This is a genomic window from Streptomyces sp. NPDC091271 (assembly GCF_044757505.1).
Classification (GTDB): Bacteria; Actinomycetota; Actinomycetes; order Streptomycetales; family Streptomycetaceae; genus Streptomyces.
In genome coordinates this window covers 143,507-160,762 of the sequence record NZ_JBIVVD010000005.1, presented here as the reverse complement: position 1 = coordinate 160,762, position 17,256 = coordinate 143,507, and the positions used below count along the sequence as shown (strand labels likewise).

The following is a 17,256-nucleotide window of genomic DNA, read 5'->3' as shown; positions in this document are numbered from 1 at the left end:
CATCTCCTACTAGTCGTATGTCCGCGTCAGCGCGCGGCGGTGGCGAGAGATTCCCGGGCGGCTTCCGCCACGTGCGCGGCGGTGAAGCCGAACTCGCGGAAGAGGACCTTGGCGTCCGCCGACGCACCGAAGTGCTCCAGCGAGACGATCCGGCCGGCGTCGCCCACGTACCGGTACCAGGTGAGGCCGATTCCCGCCTCGACGGCGACCCTGGCCTTCACGGACGGCGGCAGCACGCTGTCCTTGTACGCCTGGTCCTGCTCCTCGAACCACTCGACACACGGCATCGAGACCACACGGGTCGGCACACCGGCAGCCTGGAGCTCGTCGCGGGCCTCGACGGCCAGCTGGACCTCGGAACCCGTGGCGATCAGAACGGCCTGGGCCTCGCCGCCCTCGGCGTCGAAGAGCACGTAGCCGCCCTTGGCGGCGTTTTCGTTGGCCGCGTAGGTGGGCAGGCCCTGGCGGGACAGTGCCAGACCGTGCGGGGCGCTCTTCCCGAAGTCCTTCTTGCCGCGCTTGAGGATCTCGCGCCAGGCGATGGCCGTCTCGTTGGCGTCGGCCGGGCGGACGACGTTCAGGCCCGGGATCGCGCGCAGCGAGGCGATGTGCTCGACCGGCTGGTGGGTCGGGCCGTCCTCGCCGAGGCCGATCGAGTCGTGCGTCCACACGTACGTCACCGGCAGGTGCATCAGCGCGGAGAGACGGACGGCGTTGCGCATGTAGTCGGAGAACACCAGGAAGGTGCCGCCGTAGATGCGGGTGTTGCCGTGCAGCGCGATGCCGTTCATGGCCGCGGCCATGGAGTGCTCGCGGATGCCGAAGTGGATCGTCCGGCCGTACGGGTCGGCCTCGGGCAGCGGGTTGCCGGCCGGGAGGAACGACGACGTCTTGTCGATCGTGGTGTTGTTCGAGCCGGCGAGGTCGGCGGAGCCGCCCCACAGCTCGGGGATGACACCGCCGAGCGCCTGGAGGACCTTGCCGGAGGCGGCACGCGTGGCGACTCCGTGGCCGGCCTCGAAGACCGGGAGGTGCTCCTCCCAGCCCGCGGGCAGCTCACCGGCGTCGATCCGGTCGAAGTCGGCGGCGCGCTCCGGGTTGGCGGTGCGCCAGGCGGCGAAGGACTTCTCCCACTCGGCCTTGGCCTCGCGGCCGCGGTCCAGCGCCTCACGGGTGTGCGCGATGACCTCGTCGGAGACCTCGAAGGTCTTCTCCGGGTCGAAGCCGAGCACCCGCTTCGTGGCCGCGATCTCGTCGTCGCCGAGCGCCGAGCCGTGCGCGGCCTCGGTGTTCTGGGCGTTCGGGGCGGGCCACGCGATGATCGAGCGGGCCGCGATGAAGGAGGGGCGCTCCGTCTCGGCCTTGGCGGCCTGCAGGGCGCGGTACAGACCCTCGGGGTCCAGGTCGCCGCTGGGCGACTGGTCCACGCGCTGGACGTGCCAGCCGTAGGACTCGTAGCGCTTCAGGGTGTCCTCGGAGACCGCGGTCTCCGTGTCGCCCTCGATGGAGATGTGGTTGTCGTCCCACAGCAGCACCAGGTTGCCGAGCTTCTGGTGGCCGGCCAGCGAGGACGCCTCGGCCGAGATGCCCTCCTGGAGGCAGCCGTCACCGGCGATGACCCAGATGGTGTGGTCGAACGGGGAGGTACCGGGGGCCGCCTGCGGGTCGAAGAGACCGCGCTCGTAGCGGGAGGCCATCGCCATGCCCACGGCGTTGGCGACACCCTGGCCCAGCGGGCCGGTCGTCGTCTCGACACCGGTGGTGTGCCCGTACTCCGGGTGGCCCGGCGTCTTGGAGCCCCAGGTGCGGAAAGCCTTGAGGTCGTCCAGCTCCAGGCCGTATCCGGCGAGGTAGAGCTGGATGTACAGCGTCAGGCTGGAGTGGCCCGCGGACAGCACGAACCGGTCGCGTCCGGTCCAGTCCGCGTCCGCCGGGTCGTGACGCATCACCTTCTGGAAGAGGGTGTACGCGGCAGGAGCGAGGCTCATCGCCGTACCCGGGTGGCCGTTTCCGACCTTCTGTACGGCGTCCGCGGCGAGGACGCGGACGGTGTCCACGGCCCGCTGGTCCAATTCGGTCCACTGGAGGTCTGTGGTGGTCGGCTTGGTGCTCACCCTGAGTCAGGGCTCCTCTCCACTGTTGTAAACCGGTGACTGGTTACCGCACCGGGCATTGTCGAGCCTACCCCCGTCGGAAGGCCGCACTTCTGCCCTTTCCACAGTGCGGGCGACCTGCGGAGTTCGCCTCCCGTATGAGCGCCTCCGTTCACTTCTGCGCCACCCCAACACGACCCCACCCCCGCGAAGAGCGGCGTATACCCAACGTCTACAGTGGTCTGGTTCGCGCAAGTCTTTACTGGGCCTTCACGCCCGGAGCTTGCTGGGATTTCTCTGTCAGGGGTGTGCGTGACGGCCGTCGAGTCCCGACCCGCAGGGGTCGCCTTGACTCCGAGCCCAAGGGGCCATCGCCCGTTCGGGGCCCGCATCAAGGCATTCGTGGCTCTTACCAAGCCGCGCATCATCGAGCTGCTGTTGATCACCACCGTTCCGGTGATGTTCCTCGCCGCTCAGGGCGTGCCCGATCTTTGGCTCGTAGTTACCACCACCATCGGCGGATATCTCTCCGCGGGCGGTGCCAATGCGCTCAACATGTATATCGACCGCGACATCGACGCGCTGATGGACCGTACGTCCCAGCGCCCGCTGGTCACGGGCATGGTGAGCCCCCGTGAGTGCCTCGCCTTCGGAATCGCCCTAGCGGTGATTTCCACGGTCTGGTTCGGGCTGCTCGTCAACTGGCTGTCCGCAGCCCTCTCACTCGGCGCACTTCTGTTCTATGTCGTCGTCTACACGATGCTGCTGAAGCGCCGTACCTCGCAGAACATCGTCTGGGGCGGAATCGCCGGCTGCATGCCCGTGCTCATCGGCTGGTCCGCCGTGACCGATTCGATGTCCTGGGCCGCGGTGATCCTTTTCGCCGTCATCTTCTTCTGGACGCCGCCGCACTACTGGCCGCTGTCGATGAAGGTGAAGGAGGACTACGCCCGGGTCGGCGTCCCGATGCTCCCGGTCGTCGCCTCCAACCGGGTGGTGGCCCGCCAGATCGTCGTCTACAGCTGGGTCATGGTCGGGGTCTCGCTGCTGCTCACCCCGCTGGGCTACACCGGCTGGTTCTACACGGCTGTGGCCCTGCTGACCGGTGGTTTCTGGCTGTGGGAGGCGCACGGCCTGCAGAACCGGGCGAAGTCCGGGGTGACGGGCGCCAAGCTCAAGGAGATGCGGCTGTTCCACTGGTCCATCACCTATGTCTCGCTCCTCTTCGTGGCCGTCGCGGTTGACCCCTTCCTGAGGTAGCCCGCTCCGAAGACCCGCCGACGGGCGGGGGACGTGGCCGATGCCACGTCCCCCGCCCGTCGCCAGTTGATCTACCCGTCGGTAGCATCCTGTCCATGGCAGAGACGGCAGAGCCTCAGAACCGGCAGACGGACGACAGCAAGCACGCGGCCCGCGCGGAGCGCAGGGCTGCGAAGCTCGCCAAGCAGATCGGCGCCTTCGCCAAGGCGCACGGCGGCGCCGAGGGGCAGCTCGCCTACCTCGGCCAGATGGGCACCCGCATCGTGCTGGTCGGCGAGGACGGCGGCTGGGGCGACCTGGTCGCGCCCTCCTACGCCGTCGCCGAGAGCGCCACGCTGAAGGCGGGCATCACGGTCCACGAGGACTTCGACGGCGAGTTCGCGGCCAAGGTGCGCACCGGCCCGTACGAGTGGTCCCGCATGGCGGGCATCCAGGTGGGCGGTCCGTCGAACGACAGGAGCTAGGGCTTCCCGGGTTCGGCCGGCCCCTCGGCAGGCCGAGGGGGCGGCCCGAACCGCGCCCCCCGGCCGCGGGCCCAGGCCTCCCAGCCGTCCGCGTCGGTGGGGGAGGAGTAGTCGTCCGGGGAGTCGGTGTCCTTCTCCCGTACGAGGACCAGTGAGCAGCCGGAACAGTGCCGGATGTCCGCCCCCGACCGGCCACGCGGGTACGCGCGCTCGGCGAAGCCCGCCGCCTTCTCACGGGCCTGGAGCCTTCCGCGTATCCGTCGGCGGGCCAGGATCACCAGGACGGGGACGAGCAGGAGTTCGACGCCGGCCAGCTTCCAGGAGAAGTCGGCCACCAGCAGCAGCACCGCCGCCACGGGTATCAGCAGCGGCGCGCCGGTCGGTACCGCGGGGAGCGCGTCGCGGCGCAGAGGCTGGGCGCGGTCCTTGAAGGCCGCCACGTCCCAGCTCTTCTCGTAGAAACAGGCCATGCGGTGTTCCCCGGAGCACGAGCCCATTGCCCCACCCTCCACCCGGACGGACGCGCGGTCGGCGACCGGGACCAGGGTGGAGGGCAGGGCGGCGCCGGTCCAGAGGGCGGACACACTATGGCCGAAAGCCGGGCGAACCGTGCCGGGGAGGCGTTCTTGCTCAGCGCGCGGCGGCGTGCTCCGGCAGCTCTCCGGCAGCCGCCGGCGCGGGAATGCCGGCGTCGGCCACCGGGCGCTCGCGCAGCGACAGCAGCAGGCGGAGCACGGCGATCCACAGCAGGGCCGAGCCGAACATGTGGAGGCCGACCAGGAGCTCGGGCACGTCGTTGAAGTACTGGACGTATCCGATGCCGCCCTGGGCCACCAGCACGATCAGCAGGTCCCGGGCGCGTGCCCGGGTGTCCGTGGGGGCGTCGACGACGCGCAGGGCGAACCACATCGCGAGGGCCAGCGCGCAGACGATCCAGGCGGCGATGGCGTGGATGTGCGCGGCCGCGCTCCAGTCCCACGGCATGCGCGGCACGTCGCTGCTGTCACCGGCGTGCTTGCCGGAGCCGGTCACGGTGGTGCCGAGCACGATCAGGACGACCGTGGTGGCGACGATGGCCCAGGACAGCTGCCGCACCGGGCGCGGGGCGCGCGGACGCCGGGCGCCGTCGCCCTCACCGATCCGCACCCAGGTGATCACGGCCACCGTGAGCAGGCAGTTGGCGAGCAGGAAGTGCCCGGCCACCGACCACGGGTTGAGACCCGCCCAGACGGTGATCCCTCCGATCACGGCGTTCCCCATCACCAGCCAGAACTGCGACCACGCCAGGCGGGTGAGACCGCGCCGGCGGGGCTTCAGCGAGCGCGCCGCGATGATCGCCCAGCCGACCGCGGCCGACAGGACGTAGGTGAGCATCCGGTTGCCGAACTCGATGGCGCCGTGCAGGCCCTGCTCGGGCGTCGCGAAGAGGCTGTCGTCCGTGCACTTGGGCCAGGTGTCGCAGCCCAGGCCGGAACCGGTCAGCCGGACCGCGCCACCGGTGATGATGATGAAGACGCTCATCACCACCGCGGAGAGTGCGGCGCGCTTGGCCGTCTTCACCGACGGTGTCCAGCGCTTGGCGATGTAGGAGATGGGGGTTTCCACGCGCCCTATCGTAGGGAACGGCTTGTGCATGTTTTCACGAGGGGTGGGCATTACCGGATGGGCCCGGACATCCCGGCGGGCACCGGCCGCTCACTCCCAGCGGAAGAACCTGGCCGCCGCGCCCAGCCCCAGGACCGCCCAGACGGCCAGGACCGCGGCGTCGCCCCAGGGCATCGCCGTGCCGTGCTGGAGGACGTCCCTGAGCCCGTCGGAGAGCGCCGAGATCGGCAGCAGGCCCAGCACCGACTGCACCGTGTCCGGGAACTTGTCCAGCGGCACGATGACCCCGCCGCCGACCAGCAGCAGCAGGAAGACCAGGTTGGCCGCCGCCAGCGTCGCCTCGGCCTTCAGCGTCCCCGCCATCAGCAGCCCGAGCCCGGAGAAGGCCACGGTGCCCAGTGCCAGGAGCAGCAGCACGGCGAACGGACTGCCCTGCGGCGACCAGCCCAGAGCGAAGGCGATCACCGTGAGCAGGACGATCTGCAGCACCTCCGTGACCAGCACCGAGACGGTCTTCGCCGCCATCAGTCCCCAGCGGGGCAGAGGCGAGGCGCCCAGCCGCTTGAGCACCCCGTAGCGGCGCTCGAACCCGGTCGCGATGGCCTGGCCCGTGAAGGCCGTGGACATCACCGCGAGCGCGAGGACGCCGGGCGCCAGGAAGTCGACCGGCTCACCCGTGCCCGTGTCGACGATGTCGACCGCGCTGAACAGCACGAGCAGCAGCGTCGGGATGACCACGGTGAGCAGCAGCTGTTCGCCGTTGCGCAGGAGCATCCGCGTCTCCAGCGCTGCCTGCGCGGCGATCATGCGCGGCAGCGGGGCGGCGCCGGGGCGCGGGGTGTACGTACCGGCGCTCATGCGCGCAGCTCCTTGCCGGTCAGTTCCAGGAAGACGTCCTCGAGCGTGTGCCGCTCCACCGCGATGCCGTCGGGCATCACGCCGTGCTGGGCGCACCAGGAGGTGACGGTCGCCAGCAGCTCCGGGTCGATCTGCCCGGTGATGCGGTAGGCGCCCGTGGTGAGCTCGGCAGCCTCGCTGCCGTCGGGCAGCGCCTTCAGCAGCGAGCCGAGGTCGAGGCCGGGGCGGCCGGTGAAGCGCAGGGTGTTCTCGGCGCCGCCGCGGCACAGCTGCTCCGGGCTGCCCTGGGCGATGACCCGGCCCGCGTCGATGACGGCGACGTCGTCGGCGAGCTCCTCGGCCTCGTCCATGAAGTGGGTGGTGAGGACGACCGAAACCCCGTCGGTGCGCAGCTCCCGGATCAGGTCCCAGGTCGAGCGGCGGGCCTGCGGGTCGAGACCCGCGGTCGGCTCGTCCAGGAAGACCAGCTCGGGGCGCCCGACGACGGCCATGGCCAGCGCCAGGCGCTGCTGCTGGCCGCCGGAGAGCCGGCGGTAGGTGGTCCGGCCGCAGCTGCCCAGCCCGAGGCGTTCGACGAGCGCGTCGACGTCCAGCGGATGGGCGTGCAGCTTCGCCATGTGGCGCAGCATCTCGTCGGCACGGGCGCCCGAGTAGACGCCGCCGGACTGCAGCATCACGCCGATACGGGGGCGGAGCGCCGCGGCGTCCGCGACCGGGTCGAGACCGAGGACCCGTACGGTCCCCTCGTCCGGACGGCGGTAGCCCTCGCAGGTCTCGATCGTGGTGGTCTTGCCGGCGCCGTTCGGGCCGAGGACCGCGGTCACGGCGCCCGCCGCGACCTTCAGATCGAGGCCGTCGACCGCCGCTCTGGTGCCGTACCGCTTGACGAGGCCCCTGGCCTGTACGACGGGCTCACTGCTCATGGCGGGCAAGTCTAGGCTGGCAGATGAGGGGTCCGGCGCGCCGGGTTCCCCCAGGCCTCCGGAGCCCTCCCGGCGGTCCGGCCGCGGGCCGGTCCGCACCGCGCCCACCTGCGACGGCCTGCTGTGATCGTCCGTTTCCGCAGGTCAACTTAGGTTTGCCTAAGTGATGAAGGGCACCGCGCCCGGCTGAGCGGTGGGTTGTCAGGCCCGGAGGAATTACGCAACAATGGCGTTGTGAAATACGCTGGCGAGGCTCCTCAGGAGGAACTCGCGACCGGTGAGCGCTCGACGCGCAACCGGGTCGCGCGCTCCATCCTGGACCACGGCCCGTCCACCGTCGCCGATCTGGCGAAGCGCGTCGGTCTGACCCAGGCCGCCGTCCGTCGCCACCTGGACGCACTCGTCTCCGACGATGTGGTCGAGGCCCGCGAACAGCGGATCTACGGAGCGCGGACCCGCGGCCGTCCGGCCAAGGTCTTCGCGCTCACCGACTGCGGCCGGGACGCGTTCGACCAGTCCTACGACAAGCTCGCCGCCGACGCTCTCCACTGGATCGCCGAGACGGCGGGGGACGAGGCGCTCGTCGCCTTCGCCCGCGCCAGGATGGCCTCCCAGTCCGAGAAGTACCGGGCCGTGATCGAGGCCGCGGGCCCCGAGGCCCGCACCGAGGCCCTGGCCAAGGCCTTGTCGGCCGACGGGTACGCTGCTACGGCGCGCAGCGCGCCGGGCCGTCAGCAGGGCGAGCAACTGTGCCAGCACCACTGCCCGGTCGCGCACGTAGCCGAGCAGTTCCCGCAGCTGTGCGAGGCGGAGACGGAATTCTTCTCCAGCCTGCTCGGGACCCATGTGCAGCGTCTCGCCACCCTCGCCCACGGCGACGGGGTGTGCACGACGTTCGTTCCGCGCAGCAGCCCCACGGCACCACAGGCTTCACAGACCACTCATTCAGCATCTGCAAGTACGGCCGGGAGGAACCCCGCATGACGCTCCCTACGGAGACTGCCCACCCTGAGCTCGATGGCCTGGGCACGTACGAATTCGGCTGGGCCGACTCCGACGCGGCAGGCGCGGCGGCGAAGCGCGGCCTGTCCGAAGCTGTCGTCCGCGACATCTCGGAGAAGAAGAACGAACCGGAGTGGATGCTGAAGCTCCGGCTCAAGGGCCTGAAGCTGTTCGGCAAGAAGCCCATGCCGAACTGGGGCTCGGACCTGTCGGGCATCGACTTCGACAACATCAAGTACTTCGTGCGGTCCACGGAGAAGCAGGCGGAGTCCTGGGAGGACCTGCCCGAGGACATCAAGAACACGTACGACAAGCTCGGCATCCCGGAGGCGGAGAAGCAGCGCCTGGTCGCCGGTGTCGCCGCGCAGTACGAGTCCGAGGTGGTCTACCACCAGATCAACGAGGAGCTCGAGGCGCAGGGTGTCATCTTCATGGACACCGACACCGCGCTCAAGGAGCACCCGGAGCTCTTCAAGGAGTACTTCGGCACCGTCATCCCCGTCGGTGACAACAAGTTCGCCTCGCTGAACTCCGCCGTGTGGTCCGGTGGCTCCTTCATCTACGTGCCGAAGGGCGTGCACGTGGAGATCCCGCTCCAGGCCTACTTCCGTATCAACACGGAGAACATGGGCCAGTTCGAGCGGACGCTGATCATCGTCGACGAGGACGCCTACGTCCACTACGTCGAGGGCTGCACCGCGCCGATCTACTCCTCGGACTCGCTGCACTCCGCGGTCGTCGAGATCATCGTGAAGAAGGGCGGCCGCTGCCGCTACACGACCATCCAGAACTGGTCGAACAACGTCTACAACCTGGTCACCAAGCGCGCCGTGGCGTACGAGGGCGCGACCATGGAGTGGGTCGACGGCAACATCGGCTCCAAGGTGACCATGAAGTACCCGGCCGTCTACCTGATGGGCGAGCACGCCAAGGGCGAGACCCTGTCCATCGCCTTCGCGGGCGAGGGCCAGCACCAGGACGCCGGCGCCAAGATGGTCCACATGGCTCCGAACACCTCCTCCAACATCGTCTCCAAGTCGGTGGCGCGAGGCGGCGGCCGCACCTCCTACCGCGGTCTCATCGAGATCGGTGAGGGTGCGCCGGGCGCCAAGTCCAACGTGCTGTGCGACGCGCTGCTCGTGGACACCATCTCCCGCTCCGACACCTACCCGTACGTCGACGTCCGCGAGGACGACGTGTCGATGGGTCACGAGGCGACCGTCTCCAAGGTCTCCGAGGACCAGCTCTTCTACCTGATGAGCCGCGGCATGACCGAGTTCGAGGCCATGGCGATGATCGTGCGCGGATTCGTCGAGCCGATCGCCAAGGAGCTGCCCATGGAGTACGCCCTGGAGCTCAACCGGCTGATCGAGCTGCAGATGGAGGGCTCGGTCGGCTAGTACGCCCGCCGACCGCGTCCCGAAGAGTTCTTGACTGAGAAAGCGAGCACTACGACAGCCATGGCTGAGGCTCAGAACATCCCGGCCGGTTCGACGACCGCCGGTTCCATCGCGGTGGCGGCCGAGTCCACCGTCGCCACGCGCATGAGCGCGCCCCCGTCCTTCGACGTCGCGGACTTCCCGGTCCCGCACGGCCGCGAGGAGGAGTGGCGGTTCACGCCGCTGGAGCGGCTGCGCGGCCTGCACGACGGCACCGCCGTCGCCACCGGTGACGGTGTCAAGGTCGTCGTCGAGGCGCCCTCGGGCGTCACGGTCGAGACCGTCGGCCGCGACGACGCGCGGCTGGGCAAGGCCGGGACGCCGGTGGACCGGGTCGCCGCCCAGGCGTACTCGTCCTTCCAGCACGCCTCGGTCGTCACGGTCGCCAAGGAGGCCGTGCTCAGCGAGCCGGTCCGGATCACCGTGCACGGCGAGGGCGGTGTGGCCTACGGCCACCAGGTCATCGAGCTGGGCGCCTTCGCCGAGGCCGTCGTCGTCATCGACCACACCGGTGACGCCGTGCTCGCGGCCAACGTCGAATACGTCCTGGGCGACGGTGCCAAGCTGACCGTCGTCTCCGTCCAGGACTGGGACGACACGGCCGTCCACGTCGGCCAGCACAACGCGCTGGTCGGCCGCGACGCCTCCTTCAAGTCGATCATCGTGACGTTCGGCGGGGACCTCGTCCGTCTCCACCCGCGCGTCGCGTACGCGGCCCCGGGCGGCGAGGCCGAGCTCTTCGGCCTGTACTTCACCGACAAGGGCCAGCACCAGGAGCACCGCCTCCTGGTCGACCACAACACGCCGCACTGCAAGTCCAATGCGGTGTACAAGGGCGCGCTCCAGGGCGACGACGCCCACGCCGTCTGGATCGGTGACGTGCTGATCCAGGCCGCGGCCGAGGGCACCGACACCTACGAGATGAACCGCAACCTGGTTCTCACCGACGGTGCCCGTGTCGACTCCGTACCGAACCTGGAGATCGAGACCGGCGAGATCGTCGGCGCCGGCCACGCCTCGGCGACCGGCCGCTTCGACGACGAGCAGCTGTTCTACCTGCAGTCCCGCGGTATCCCGGCCGAGGAGGCACGCAGACTCGTCGTGCGCGGCTTCTTCGCCGAGCTGGTCCAGCAGATCGGTCTGCCCGACGTCGAAGCCCGTCTCCTCGACAAGATCGAGACCGAGCTGAAGGCGTCGGTCTGATGGCCTTCGTCAAAGCCTGTGCGCTGAGCGAGCTGGAGGACGACACCCCGAAGAGGGTGGAGCTCGACGGCACGCCGGTCTCCGTCGTCCGCACCGAGGGCGAGGTGTTCGCGATCAACGACATCTGCTCGCACGCGAACGTCTCGCTGTCGGAGGGCGAGGTGGAGGACTGCTCGATCGAGTGCTGGCTGCACGGATCGAGCTTCGACCTCCGCACCGGCAAGCCGTCCGGTCTTCCCGCGACGCGCCCCGTCCCCGTATACCCCGTAAAGATCGAAGGGGACGATGTGCTCGTCTCCGTCACCCAGGAGTCCTGAGTCACCCATGGCAACGCTTGAAATCCGCGACCTGCACGTCTCCGTCGAGGCCGACAACGCCACGAAGGAGATCCTCAAGGGCGTCGACCTGACCGTGAAGCAGGGCGAGACCCACGCCATCATGGGCCCGAACGGGTCCGGCAAGTCCACCCTCGCGTACTCGCTCGCGGGTCACCCCAAGTACACGATCACGAGTGGCACGGTGACCCTGGACGGCGAGGACGTCCTGGAGATGTCCGTGGACGAGCGGGCCCGCGCCGGCCTGTTCCTCGCCATGCAGTACCCGGTCGAGATCCCCGGTGTCTCGGTCTCCAACTTCCTGCGCACCTCCGCCACCGCTGTCCGCGGTGAGGCCCCCAAGCTGCGGACGTGGGTGAAGGAGGTCAAGGAGACGATGGCCCAGCTCCAGATGGACCCGGCCTTCGCCGAGCGCAACGTCAACGAGGGCTTCTCCGGCGGTGAGAAGAAGCGCCACGAGATCCTTCAGCTGGAGCTCCTCAAGCCGAAGATCGCGGTCCTCGACGAGACCGACTCCGGTCTGGACGTCGACGCGCTGAAGACGGTCTCCGAAGGCGTCAACCGCGTGCGCGAGACCGGCGAGGTCGGCACCCTGCTGATCACGCACTACACACGCATCCTCAAGTACATCAAGCCCGACTACGTGCATGTCTTCGCCAACGGCCGGATCGCCGCCTCCGGCGGTGCCGAGCTGGCCGACCAGCTGGAGAACGAGGGCTACGAGGCCTACACGAAGGGTGGCCCCGTGAGCGGAGCGAACTCAGGAGGTACGGTCGCGTGACTGACGCCCGACAGGGGCTCTCCGGCCTCCTCGACACCGAGGCGATCCGCAAGGACTTCCCGATCCTGGACCGCACGGTCCACGACGGCAAGAAGATCGTTTACCTGGACAGCGCGGCGACCTCGCAGAAGCCGCGGCAGGTGCTCGACGCGCTCAACGAGTACTACGAGCGGCACAACGCCAACGTCCACCGCGGCGTGTACACGATCGCCGAGGAGGCCACCGCGCTGTACGAAGGCGCTCGCGACAAGGTCGCGGCCTTCATCAACGCACCCAGCCGCAACGAGGTGATCTTCACCAAGAACGCCTCGGAGTCGCTGAACCTCGTCGCCAACATGCTCGGCTGGGCGGACGAGCCCTACCGGGTCGACAGCGACACCGAGATCGTCACCACCGAGATGGAGCACCACTCCAACATCGTGCCGTGGCAGCTGCTCTCGCAGCGCACCGGCGCGAAGCTCAAGTGGTTCGGTATCACGGACGACGGCCGGCTGGATCTGTCCAACATCGACGAGATCATCACGGAGAAGACGAAGATCGTCTCCTTCACCCTGGTCTCCAACATCATGGGCACGATCAACCCGGTCGAGAAGATCATCCGCCGTGCCCAGCAGGTCGGCGCGCTGGTCTGCATCGACGCCTCGCAGGCGGCCCCGCACATGGTGCTCGACGTGCAGGCGCTGCAGGCCGACTTCGTGGCCTTCACCGGCCACAAGATGGTCGGCCCGACCGGCATCGGCGTGCTCTGGGGACGGCAGGAGCTCCTGGAGGACCTGCCGCCGTTCCTCGGTGGCGGCGAGATGATCGAGACCGTGTCGATGCACTCCTCGACGTACGCCCCCGCGCCGCACAAGTTCGAGGCGGGTACGCCCCCGATCGCGCAGGCCGTCGGCCTCGGCGCGGCCGTGGACTACCTCTCGGCCATCGGCATGGAGAAGATCCACCGCCATGAGCAGGCCATCACCGAGTACGCGGTGCGCCGGCTCCTGGAGGTCCCCGACCTGCGGATCATCGGTCCGGCGACGGCCGAGGACCGCGGTGCGACGATCTCCTTCACGCTCGGCGACATCCACCCCCACGACGTGGGGCAGGTGCTCGACGAGCAGGGCATCGCGGTCCGGGTCGGACACCACTGCGCACGCCCGGTGTGCCTGAGGTACGGAATTCCTGCGACGACGCGAGCGTCGTTCTATCTGTACTCCACGCCCGCCGAGGTCGACGCCCTGGTGGACGGGCTCGAGCACGTGCGGAACTTTTTCGGTTAGATGGCAGAGCGGCTGAGGGTTGACTGGTGAAGCTTGATTCCATGTACCAGGAAGTGATCCTGGACCACTACAAGCACCCCCACGGGCGTGGCCTGCGGGACGGCGACGCCGAGGTGCACCACGTCAACCCGACGTGCGGCGACGAGATCACGCTCCGCGTGAAGTACGACGGCGACACCATCGCCGACGTCAGTTACGAGGGCCAGGGCTGCTCCATCAGCCAGGCCAGCGCCTCCGTGCTCAACGAGCTGCTGGTGGGCAAGCAGCTCGGCGAGGCGCAGAAGATCCAGGAGACCTTCCTGGAACTGATGCAGTCCAAGGGTCAGCTGGAGCCGGACGACGCGATGGAGGAGGTGCTGGAGGACGCGGTCGCGTTCGCCGGCGTCTCCAAGTATCCGGCCCGGGTCAAGTGCGCGCTGCTGAGCTGGATGGCGTGGAAGGACGCGACGGCGCAGGCGCTGTCCGAAGGGAAGACGGCATGAGCGACAACGAGACTCTTACGACCAAGCCGGCCTCCGAGGAGGAGGTCCGCGAGGCCCTGTACGACGTGGTCGACCCCGAGCTGGGGATCGACGTGGTCAACCTGGGCCTGATCTACGGCATCCACATCGACGACGCCAACATCGCCACCCTCGACATGACCCTCACGTCGGCGGCCTGTCCGCTGACCGACGTCATCGAGGACCAGGCGAAGTCCGCGACGGACGGCATCGTCAACGAGCTCCGGATCAACTGGGTCTGGATGCCGCCGTGGGGCCCCGACAAGATCACCGATGACGGTCGCGAGCAGCTTCGCGCGCTCGGTTTCAACGTCTGAGCCATGACGTCCTGGAAGGCCCCCGGCACCGTGCCGGGGGCCTTCCTCGTCTGTGGTCAGCCCTCGGTGGCCAGGCGGTTCAGCCACTCCCTCAGCAGATACCGCTCAGCGCTGCTGAGGGGCGTCTGTTCCGGCAGTGCGGCGCGCAGGGCGCGGGCGGCGCCCGCCGGGCCCGCGTCCCGCACGGCAGGTTCCTGGTTGGTGACGGCGGCGACCATGGACTCCCGCAGCGTGGTGAACAGGGCGGGGTCACGCCGGTCCTCGGGCAGGGAGAGCCAGGTGAGCACCGCGCCGCGTGCCATGGCGTGGATGGTCTGGGCCGCGAGTTCCTCGTCGACGCGCAGCCAGCCGCCGGCTGCGAGGCGCCGGATACGGCCCATGAGGATCTCCATGCCGGTCCTGAAGGCGGCTGAGCCCGACCTGGCGGGTTCCGAGTACATCAGGGTGTACAGGGCCGGATTGGCCAGACCGAACTCGACCGCGACGTCCCAGCCGGCTCGCAGGTCCTCGATGGGATCCCGCGGGTCCGGGTCGACCTGCTTGCTCGCGAGGAACGTGGCGAATCCGTGCTCGGCCACGGCGTCGAGCAGGCCGTCCTTGTCGCCGAACAGCCGGTAGATGGCCGGCGGCTGCAGGCCTGCGGCATCGGCGACCGCCCGGGTGGTGACCGCGTCGCGGCCCCCGCTCGTCAGAAGGGCGATGGCGGCCTCGATGACCCGCTGCCGGGTCAGCTCCCGGGCAGGGGGCGCGGTGTCGGGCCCGGCGGCGGTGGCGCCGTCCCTGCCGCGTGAAGGTGATGGCATGGATCGACGATACCGCTTGGCCGATTCCGTCGTTAGTATCGTTGATACCAAAAGCATGGTCACGACGTTAGTATCGATGGTACCGTTCAAATGGTTCCACCGGAACCGTGTCGTCGCCACACATGGGAGCGCATCATGATCATCGTGACCGGAGCCACCGGACAGCTGGGGCGTCAGATCGTCGAGCGGCTGCTCACGCGCGTGCCGGCGAGCCGGGTCGGCGTCAGCGTCCGGGACCCGCGGAGGGCGAAGGCCCTGGCCGACCGGGGGGTGCGGGTGCGAGAAGGCAGCTTCACCGACCCCGCCGGTCTCGCCCATGCCTTCGAGGGTGCCACCCAGGTGCTCATCGTCTCCGTCGACAAAATGGGGGACGAGTGCGTCAAGCAGCACCGCGTCGCGATCGAGGGGGCCGTCGCGGCGGGCGCTCGGCGCATTCTCTACACCAGCCAGATGGGGGCAGGAGAGTCCTCGCGTTTCCAGGCGTGCCGCGACCACGCCGCCACCGAGGAGGCGCTGCGCGCCTGCGGCGTGCCCTTCACCTCGCTGCGTAACGGCTTCTACGCCGCCAGCGCCGCGCACTTCGTCGGGCAGGCCCTGGAGTCCGGCCGGCTCGTGCTCCCCGAGGACGGGCCGGTCAGCTGGACCGCCCATGGCGACCTCGCGGAGGCGGCCGCCGCCGTCCTGGCCGACGAAGGCCGCTTCGACGGCCCCACGCCGCCGCTCACCGGCGGGCGTGCACTCACCTTCGACGACCTGGCCGGCATAACCACCGAGGTCACGGGCCGCACTCTGACGAGGATCACCGAGCCCGACGGCCAGTTCCTGGAGCAGGCGGTGGGCCGAGGGGTTCCCGCGGAGACCGCGGAGCAGCTCCTGGGCATCTTCACCGCTGCCCGGGCGGGGGAATTCGCCACCGTCGACCCGACGCTGGCCACCCTGATCGGCCGCGAGCCCGTCACCGCGGGCGCGGTCCTGCGCGAGCAACTGTCGAACGGCTGACGCTCGGGCAGCTGCTCGCGCCCGGATCAGGAGGGTTCAGCCGGTGTCACCTCCCGCGGGAGGTGACCCGGCGCGGCCGAGGGCTTCTGCCCCGGCCGGGTCACCACTGCGGGGCGGCGCCGCCTCCGTACGGCGGAGGCACCGGGCCCTGTGCGGGGACGCCGGCGGCCTCGGCCAGGACAGGGCCCAGGTTCTCCGTCCGCATTCGCCGGTCGACGTAGAGCAGACCGGTCACCAGCTGGGGAAACGTCGTCGAGATGATCTGGCTCACGAGCTGCCCCAGCAGGGTCGCGACCAGATAGCCGCTCATCGCGACCATCACCGCCGCGGGGCTCGGGTCGTCCTCCAGCGATGCTGTCCCGATCATGCCGGGGAAGAGGCCGAGGACCGAGAAAGGCATCTGGATGACATAGCCGGCCGTGCTCGCTATCACGCCGGCAAGCAGGGTGATGCCGAAGATCCGCCACCAGTCGCCGCTTACCAGTTGGGACGAGCGGCGCAGCGCGGCGACGGGCCCCCGGCCCTCGAAGACCACGGCCGCGGGTGCCAGGCTCACCTTTATCCAGATCCAGGCCGCGAGCGGCCCGGTGATCAGGACGCCGACGACACCCAGCGTGATGGCGGTGGCGGCGCCACCGCCACTGTCCATCGTGACGAAGCTGATGATCGCCCCGATGAAGACCGTCATGACCAGCAGCACGGGCACCATCGCGACCAGGGCGGTGAGGATCAGGGCGCCGATCACGGGGGCGACATGGGCCCAGGCCTTCTGCCACACCGTCGAGAAGGCCACGGGCCTGCCCAGGACCGCGTCCTGCAGCACGGCGGGGACCGCCGCGTACATCAGGCCGGAGACGACCGCCATGGTGACGATGCCCAGCAGTGCGAGGAGGCAGCCCGCGGTCACGAGCGGAACGATGTCGGAGGACGAGGCCCCCTCGTCGTAGTCGAGGGAGACCACCCGCTCCAGGTGGTCGGCGACGGCTGAGTAGGCGATGGCCACCGCAGCCGCCATCAGGAGCGCGGCCCCGCCGTACAGCGCGGCGGCCATGCCGAACAGCTGCTTCCAGTACCGGCCCATCGTCGAGAAGGCCCCGCCCAGCACGTCCCCCAGCTTCAGCGGGGCGAGCGGTATCACCCCCGGCTTCGGCGGTGGCGTCCAGCCACCCCATCCCGGCGGCCCCCCGTAGGGACTTCCGCCGTACGCCGCGCCCCCGTAGGCGCCCCCGCCCCACCCTGCGTCCTGCGCCACCACTGCTCCGTTGCTCGCATCGTCCGGTTGTCATCCGGTCCTACCGGTGCGGACACCGTAGCGCCCCGGGATGCCCCCGAATCCCTTCCTGGCCGGTCACGATGTGGGTGCACCGTTCTTGTGTACGGTCGTACGCAACGTTGTGTACGCTCGTACG

The 17,256-nt window shown here is 69.5% G+C and carries 18 protein-coding genes; 11 read left to right on the top strand and 7 right to left on the bottom strand.

Annotated elements, in window-relative coordinates; translation table 11 throughout:
* Positions 1–26: 26 nt before the first annotated feature.
* Positions 27–2,114, bottom strand: a complete 2,088-nt coding sequence (gene tkt / locus ACIQM3_RS21895) for a transketolase (protein WP_401626764.1) — start codon at positions 2,112–2,114, stop codon at positions 27–29.
* Positions 2,115–2,399: 285 nt separating this feature from the next.
* Here tkt and ACIQM3_RS21890 point away from each other — a divergent pair, with 285 nt between their 5' ends.
* Both ACIQM3_RS21890 and ACIQM3_RS21885 read left to right on the top strand, forming a co-directional pair.
* Entirely contained in the window at positions 2,400–3,353 is a 954-nt protein-coding gene (locus tag ACIQM3_RS21890; RefSeq protein ID WP_401626763.1) for a heme o synthase, read from the top strand.
* A gap of 95 nt (positions 3,354–3,448) precedes the next feature.
* Positions 3,449–3,817 carry a hypothetical protein gene (locus ACIQM3_RS21885; RefSeq protein ID WP_401626761.1) on the top strand — a complete coding sequence of 123 codons (369 nt, stop codon included), beginning with the start codon at positions 3,449–3,451 and terminating at the stop codon, positions 3,815–3,817.
* Here ACIQM3_RS21885 and ACIQM3_RS21880 read toward each other — a convergent pair.
* The 4 genes from ACIQM3_RS21880 to ACIQM3_RS21865 all read right to left on the bottom strand — a co-directional run bounded on the left by ACIQM3_RS21880 (position 3,814) and on the right by ACIQM3_RS21865 (position 7,203).
* Positions 3,814–4,401 (bottom strand): hypothetical protein, encoded by a 588-nt coding sequence (locus tag ACIQM3_RS21880; RefSeq protein WP_401626760.1) that lies wholly within the window; start codon positions 4,399–4,401, stop codon positions 3,814–3,816. The two genes, ACIQM3_RS21885 and ACIQM3_RS21880, sit on opposite strands and share 4 nt — an antisense overlap.
* A gap of 46 nt (positions 4,402–4,447) precedes the next feature.
* Entirely contained in the window at positions 4,448–5,431 is a 984-nt protein-coding gene (locus ACIQM3_RS21875; RefSeq protein WP_401627430.1) for a heme A synthase, read from the bottom strand.
* An 81-nt stretch (positions 5,432–5,512) separates the two neighbouring features.
* On the bottom strand, positions 5,513–6,280 hold the full coding sequence (locus tag ACIQM3_RS21870; protein ID WP_401626758.1) for an ABC transporter permease: 768 nt from the start codon (positions 6,278–6,280) through the stop codon (positions 5,513–5,515).
* Positions 6,277–7,203 carry an ABC transporter ATP-binding protein gene (locus ACIQM3_RS21865; RefSeq protein ID WP_401626757.1) on the bottom strand — a complete coding sequence of 309 codons (927 nt, stop codon included), beginning with the start codon at positions 7,201–7,203 and terminating at the stop codon, positions 6,277–6,279. The genes ACIQM3_RS21870 and ACIQM3_RS21865 overlap by 4 nt, the downstream gene beginning before the upstream one ends.
* Positions 7,204–7,437: 234 nt before the next feature.
* Here ACIQM3_RS21865 and ACIQM3_RS21860 point away from each other — a divergent pair, with 234 nt between their 5' ends.
* The 8 genes from ACIQM3_RS21860 to ACIQM3_RS21825 are packed head-to-tail and all read left to right on the top strand — an operon-like array spanning position 7,438 to position 14,045.
* Positions 7,438–8,187 carry a helix-turn-helix transcriptional regulator gene (locus ACIQM3_RS21860; protein WP_401626755.1) on the top strand — a complete coding sequence of 250 codons (750 nt, stop codon included), beginning with the start codon at positions 7,438–7,440 and terminating at the stop codon, positions 8,185–8,187.
* Positions 8,184–9,605 carry a Fe-S cluster assembly protein SufB gene (sufB, locus tag ACIQM3_RS21855; protein ID WP_031094525.1) on the top strand — a complete coding sequence of 474 codons (1,422 nt, stop codon included), beginning with the start codon at positions 8,184–8,186 and terminating at the stop codon, positions 9,603–9,605. Before ACIQM3_RS21860 ends, sufB begins: the two co-directional genes overlap by 4 nt.
* 60 nt (positions 9,606–9,665) lie before the next feature.
* Positions 9,666–10,847 carry a Fe-S cluster assembly protein SufD gene (gene sufD / locus ACIQM3_RS21850; RefSeq protein ID WP_401626753.1) on the top strand — a complete coding sequence of 394 codons (1,182 nt, stop codon included), beginning with the start codon at positions 9,666–9,668 and terminating at the stop codon, positions 10,845–10,847.
* Positions 10,847–11,164 carry a bifunctional 3-phenylpropionate/cinnamic acid dioxygenase ferredoxin subunit gene (locus ACIQM3_RS21845; RefSeq protein ID WP_018555702.1) on the top strand — a complete coding sequence of 106 codons (318 nt, stop codon included), beginning with the start codon at positions 10,847–10,849 and terminating at the stop codon, positions 11,162–11,164. Before sufD ends, ACIQM3_RS21845 begins: the two co-directional genes overlap by 1 nt.
* Positions 11,165–11,171: 7 nt before the next feature.
* Positions 11,172–11,963: a Fe-S cluster assembly ATPase SufC gene (gene sufC, locus ACIQM3_RS21840; RefSeq protein WP_401626751.1), complete on the top strand. Its 792-nt coding sequence runs from the start codon at positions 11,172–11,174 to the stop codon at positions 11,961–11,963.
* A complete protein-coding gene (locus ACIQM3_RS21835; RefSeq protein WP_401510148.1) occupies positions 11,960–13,228 on the top strand; it encodes a cysteine desulfurase in 1,269 nt (422 codons plus the stop codon). Before sufC ends, ACIQM3_RS21835 begins: the two co-directional genes overlap by 4 nt.
* Positions 13,229–13,254: 26 nt before the next feature.
* Positions 13,255–13,710 (top strand): Fe-S cluster assembly sulfur transfer protein SufU, encoded by a 456-nt coding sequence (gene sufU, locus ACIQM3_RS21830; RefSeq protein ID WP_104789963.1) that lies wholly within the window; start codon positions 13,255–13,257, stop codon positions 13,708–13,710.
* Positions 13,707–14,045: a metal-sulfur cluster assembly factor gene (locus ACIQM3_RS21825; protein ID WP_093539690.1), complete on the top strand. Its 339-nt coding sequence runs from the start codon at positions 13,707–13,709 to the stop codon at positions 14,043–14,045. Before sufU ends, ACIQM3_RS21825 begins: the two co-directional genes overlap by 4 nt.
* 56 nt (positions 14,046–14,101) lie before the next feature.
* Here the strand turns inward: ACIQM3_RS21825 and ACIQM3_RS21820 are convergent, their stop codons facing one another.
* Positions 14,102–14,848, bottom strand: a complete 747-nt coding sequence (locus ACIQM3_RS21820) for a TetR/AcrR family transcriptional regulator (protein WP_401626748.1) — start codon at positions 14,846–14,848, stop codon at positions 14,102–14,104.
* Positions 14,849–14,983: 135 nt separating this feature from the next.
* On the opposite strand from ACIQM3_RS21820, the gene ACIQM3_RS21815 reads away from it, so the two are divergent.
* On the top strand, positions 14,984–15,847 hold the full coding sequence (locus ACIQM3_RS21815) for an NAD(P)H-binding protein (protein ID WP_401626746.1): 864 nt from the start codon (positions 14,984–14,986) through the stop codon (positions 15,845–15,847).
* Between the two features lie 100 nt (positions 15,848–15,947).
* Here ACIQM3_RS21815 and ACIQM3_RS21810 read toward each other — a convergent pair whose 3' ends face one another.
* Complete coding sequence (locus tag ACIQM3_RS21810) at positions 15,948–17,099, bottom strand: hypothetical protein (protein WP_401626744.1); 1,152 nt, start codon at positions 17,097–17,099, stop codon at positions 15,948–15,950.
* Between the last annotated feature and the right edge of the window lie 157 nt (positions 17,100–17,256).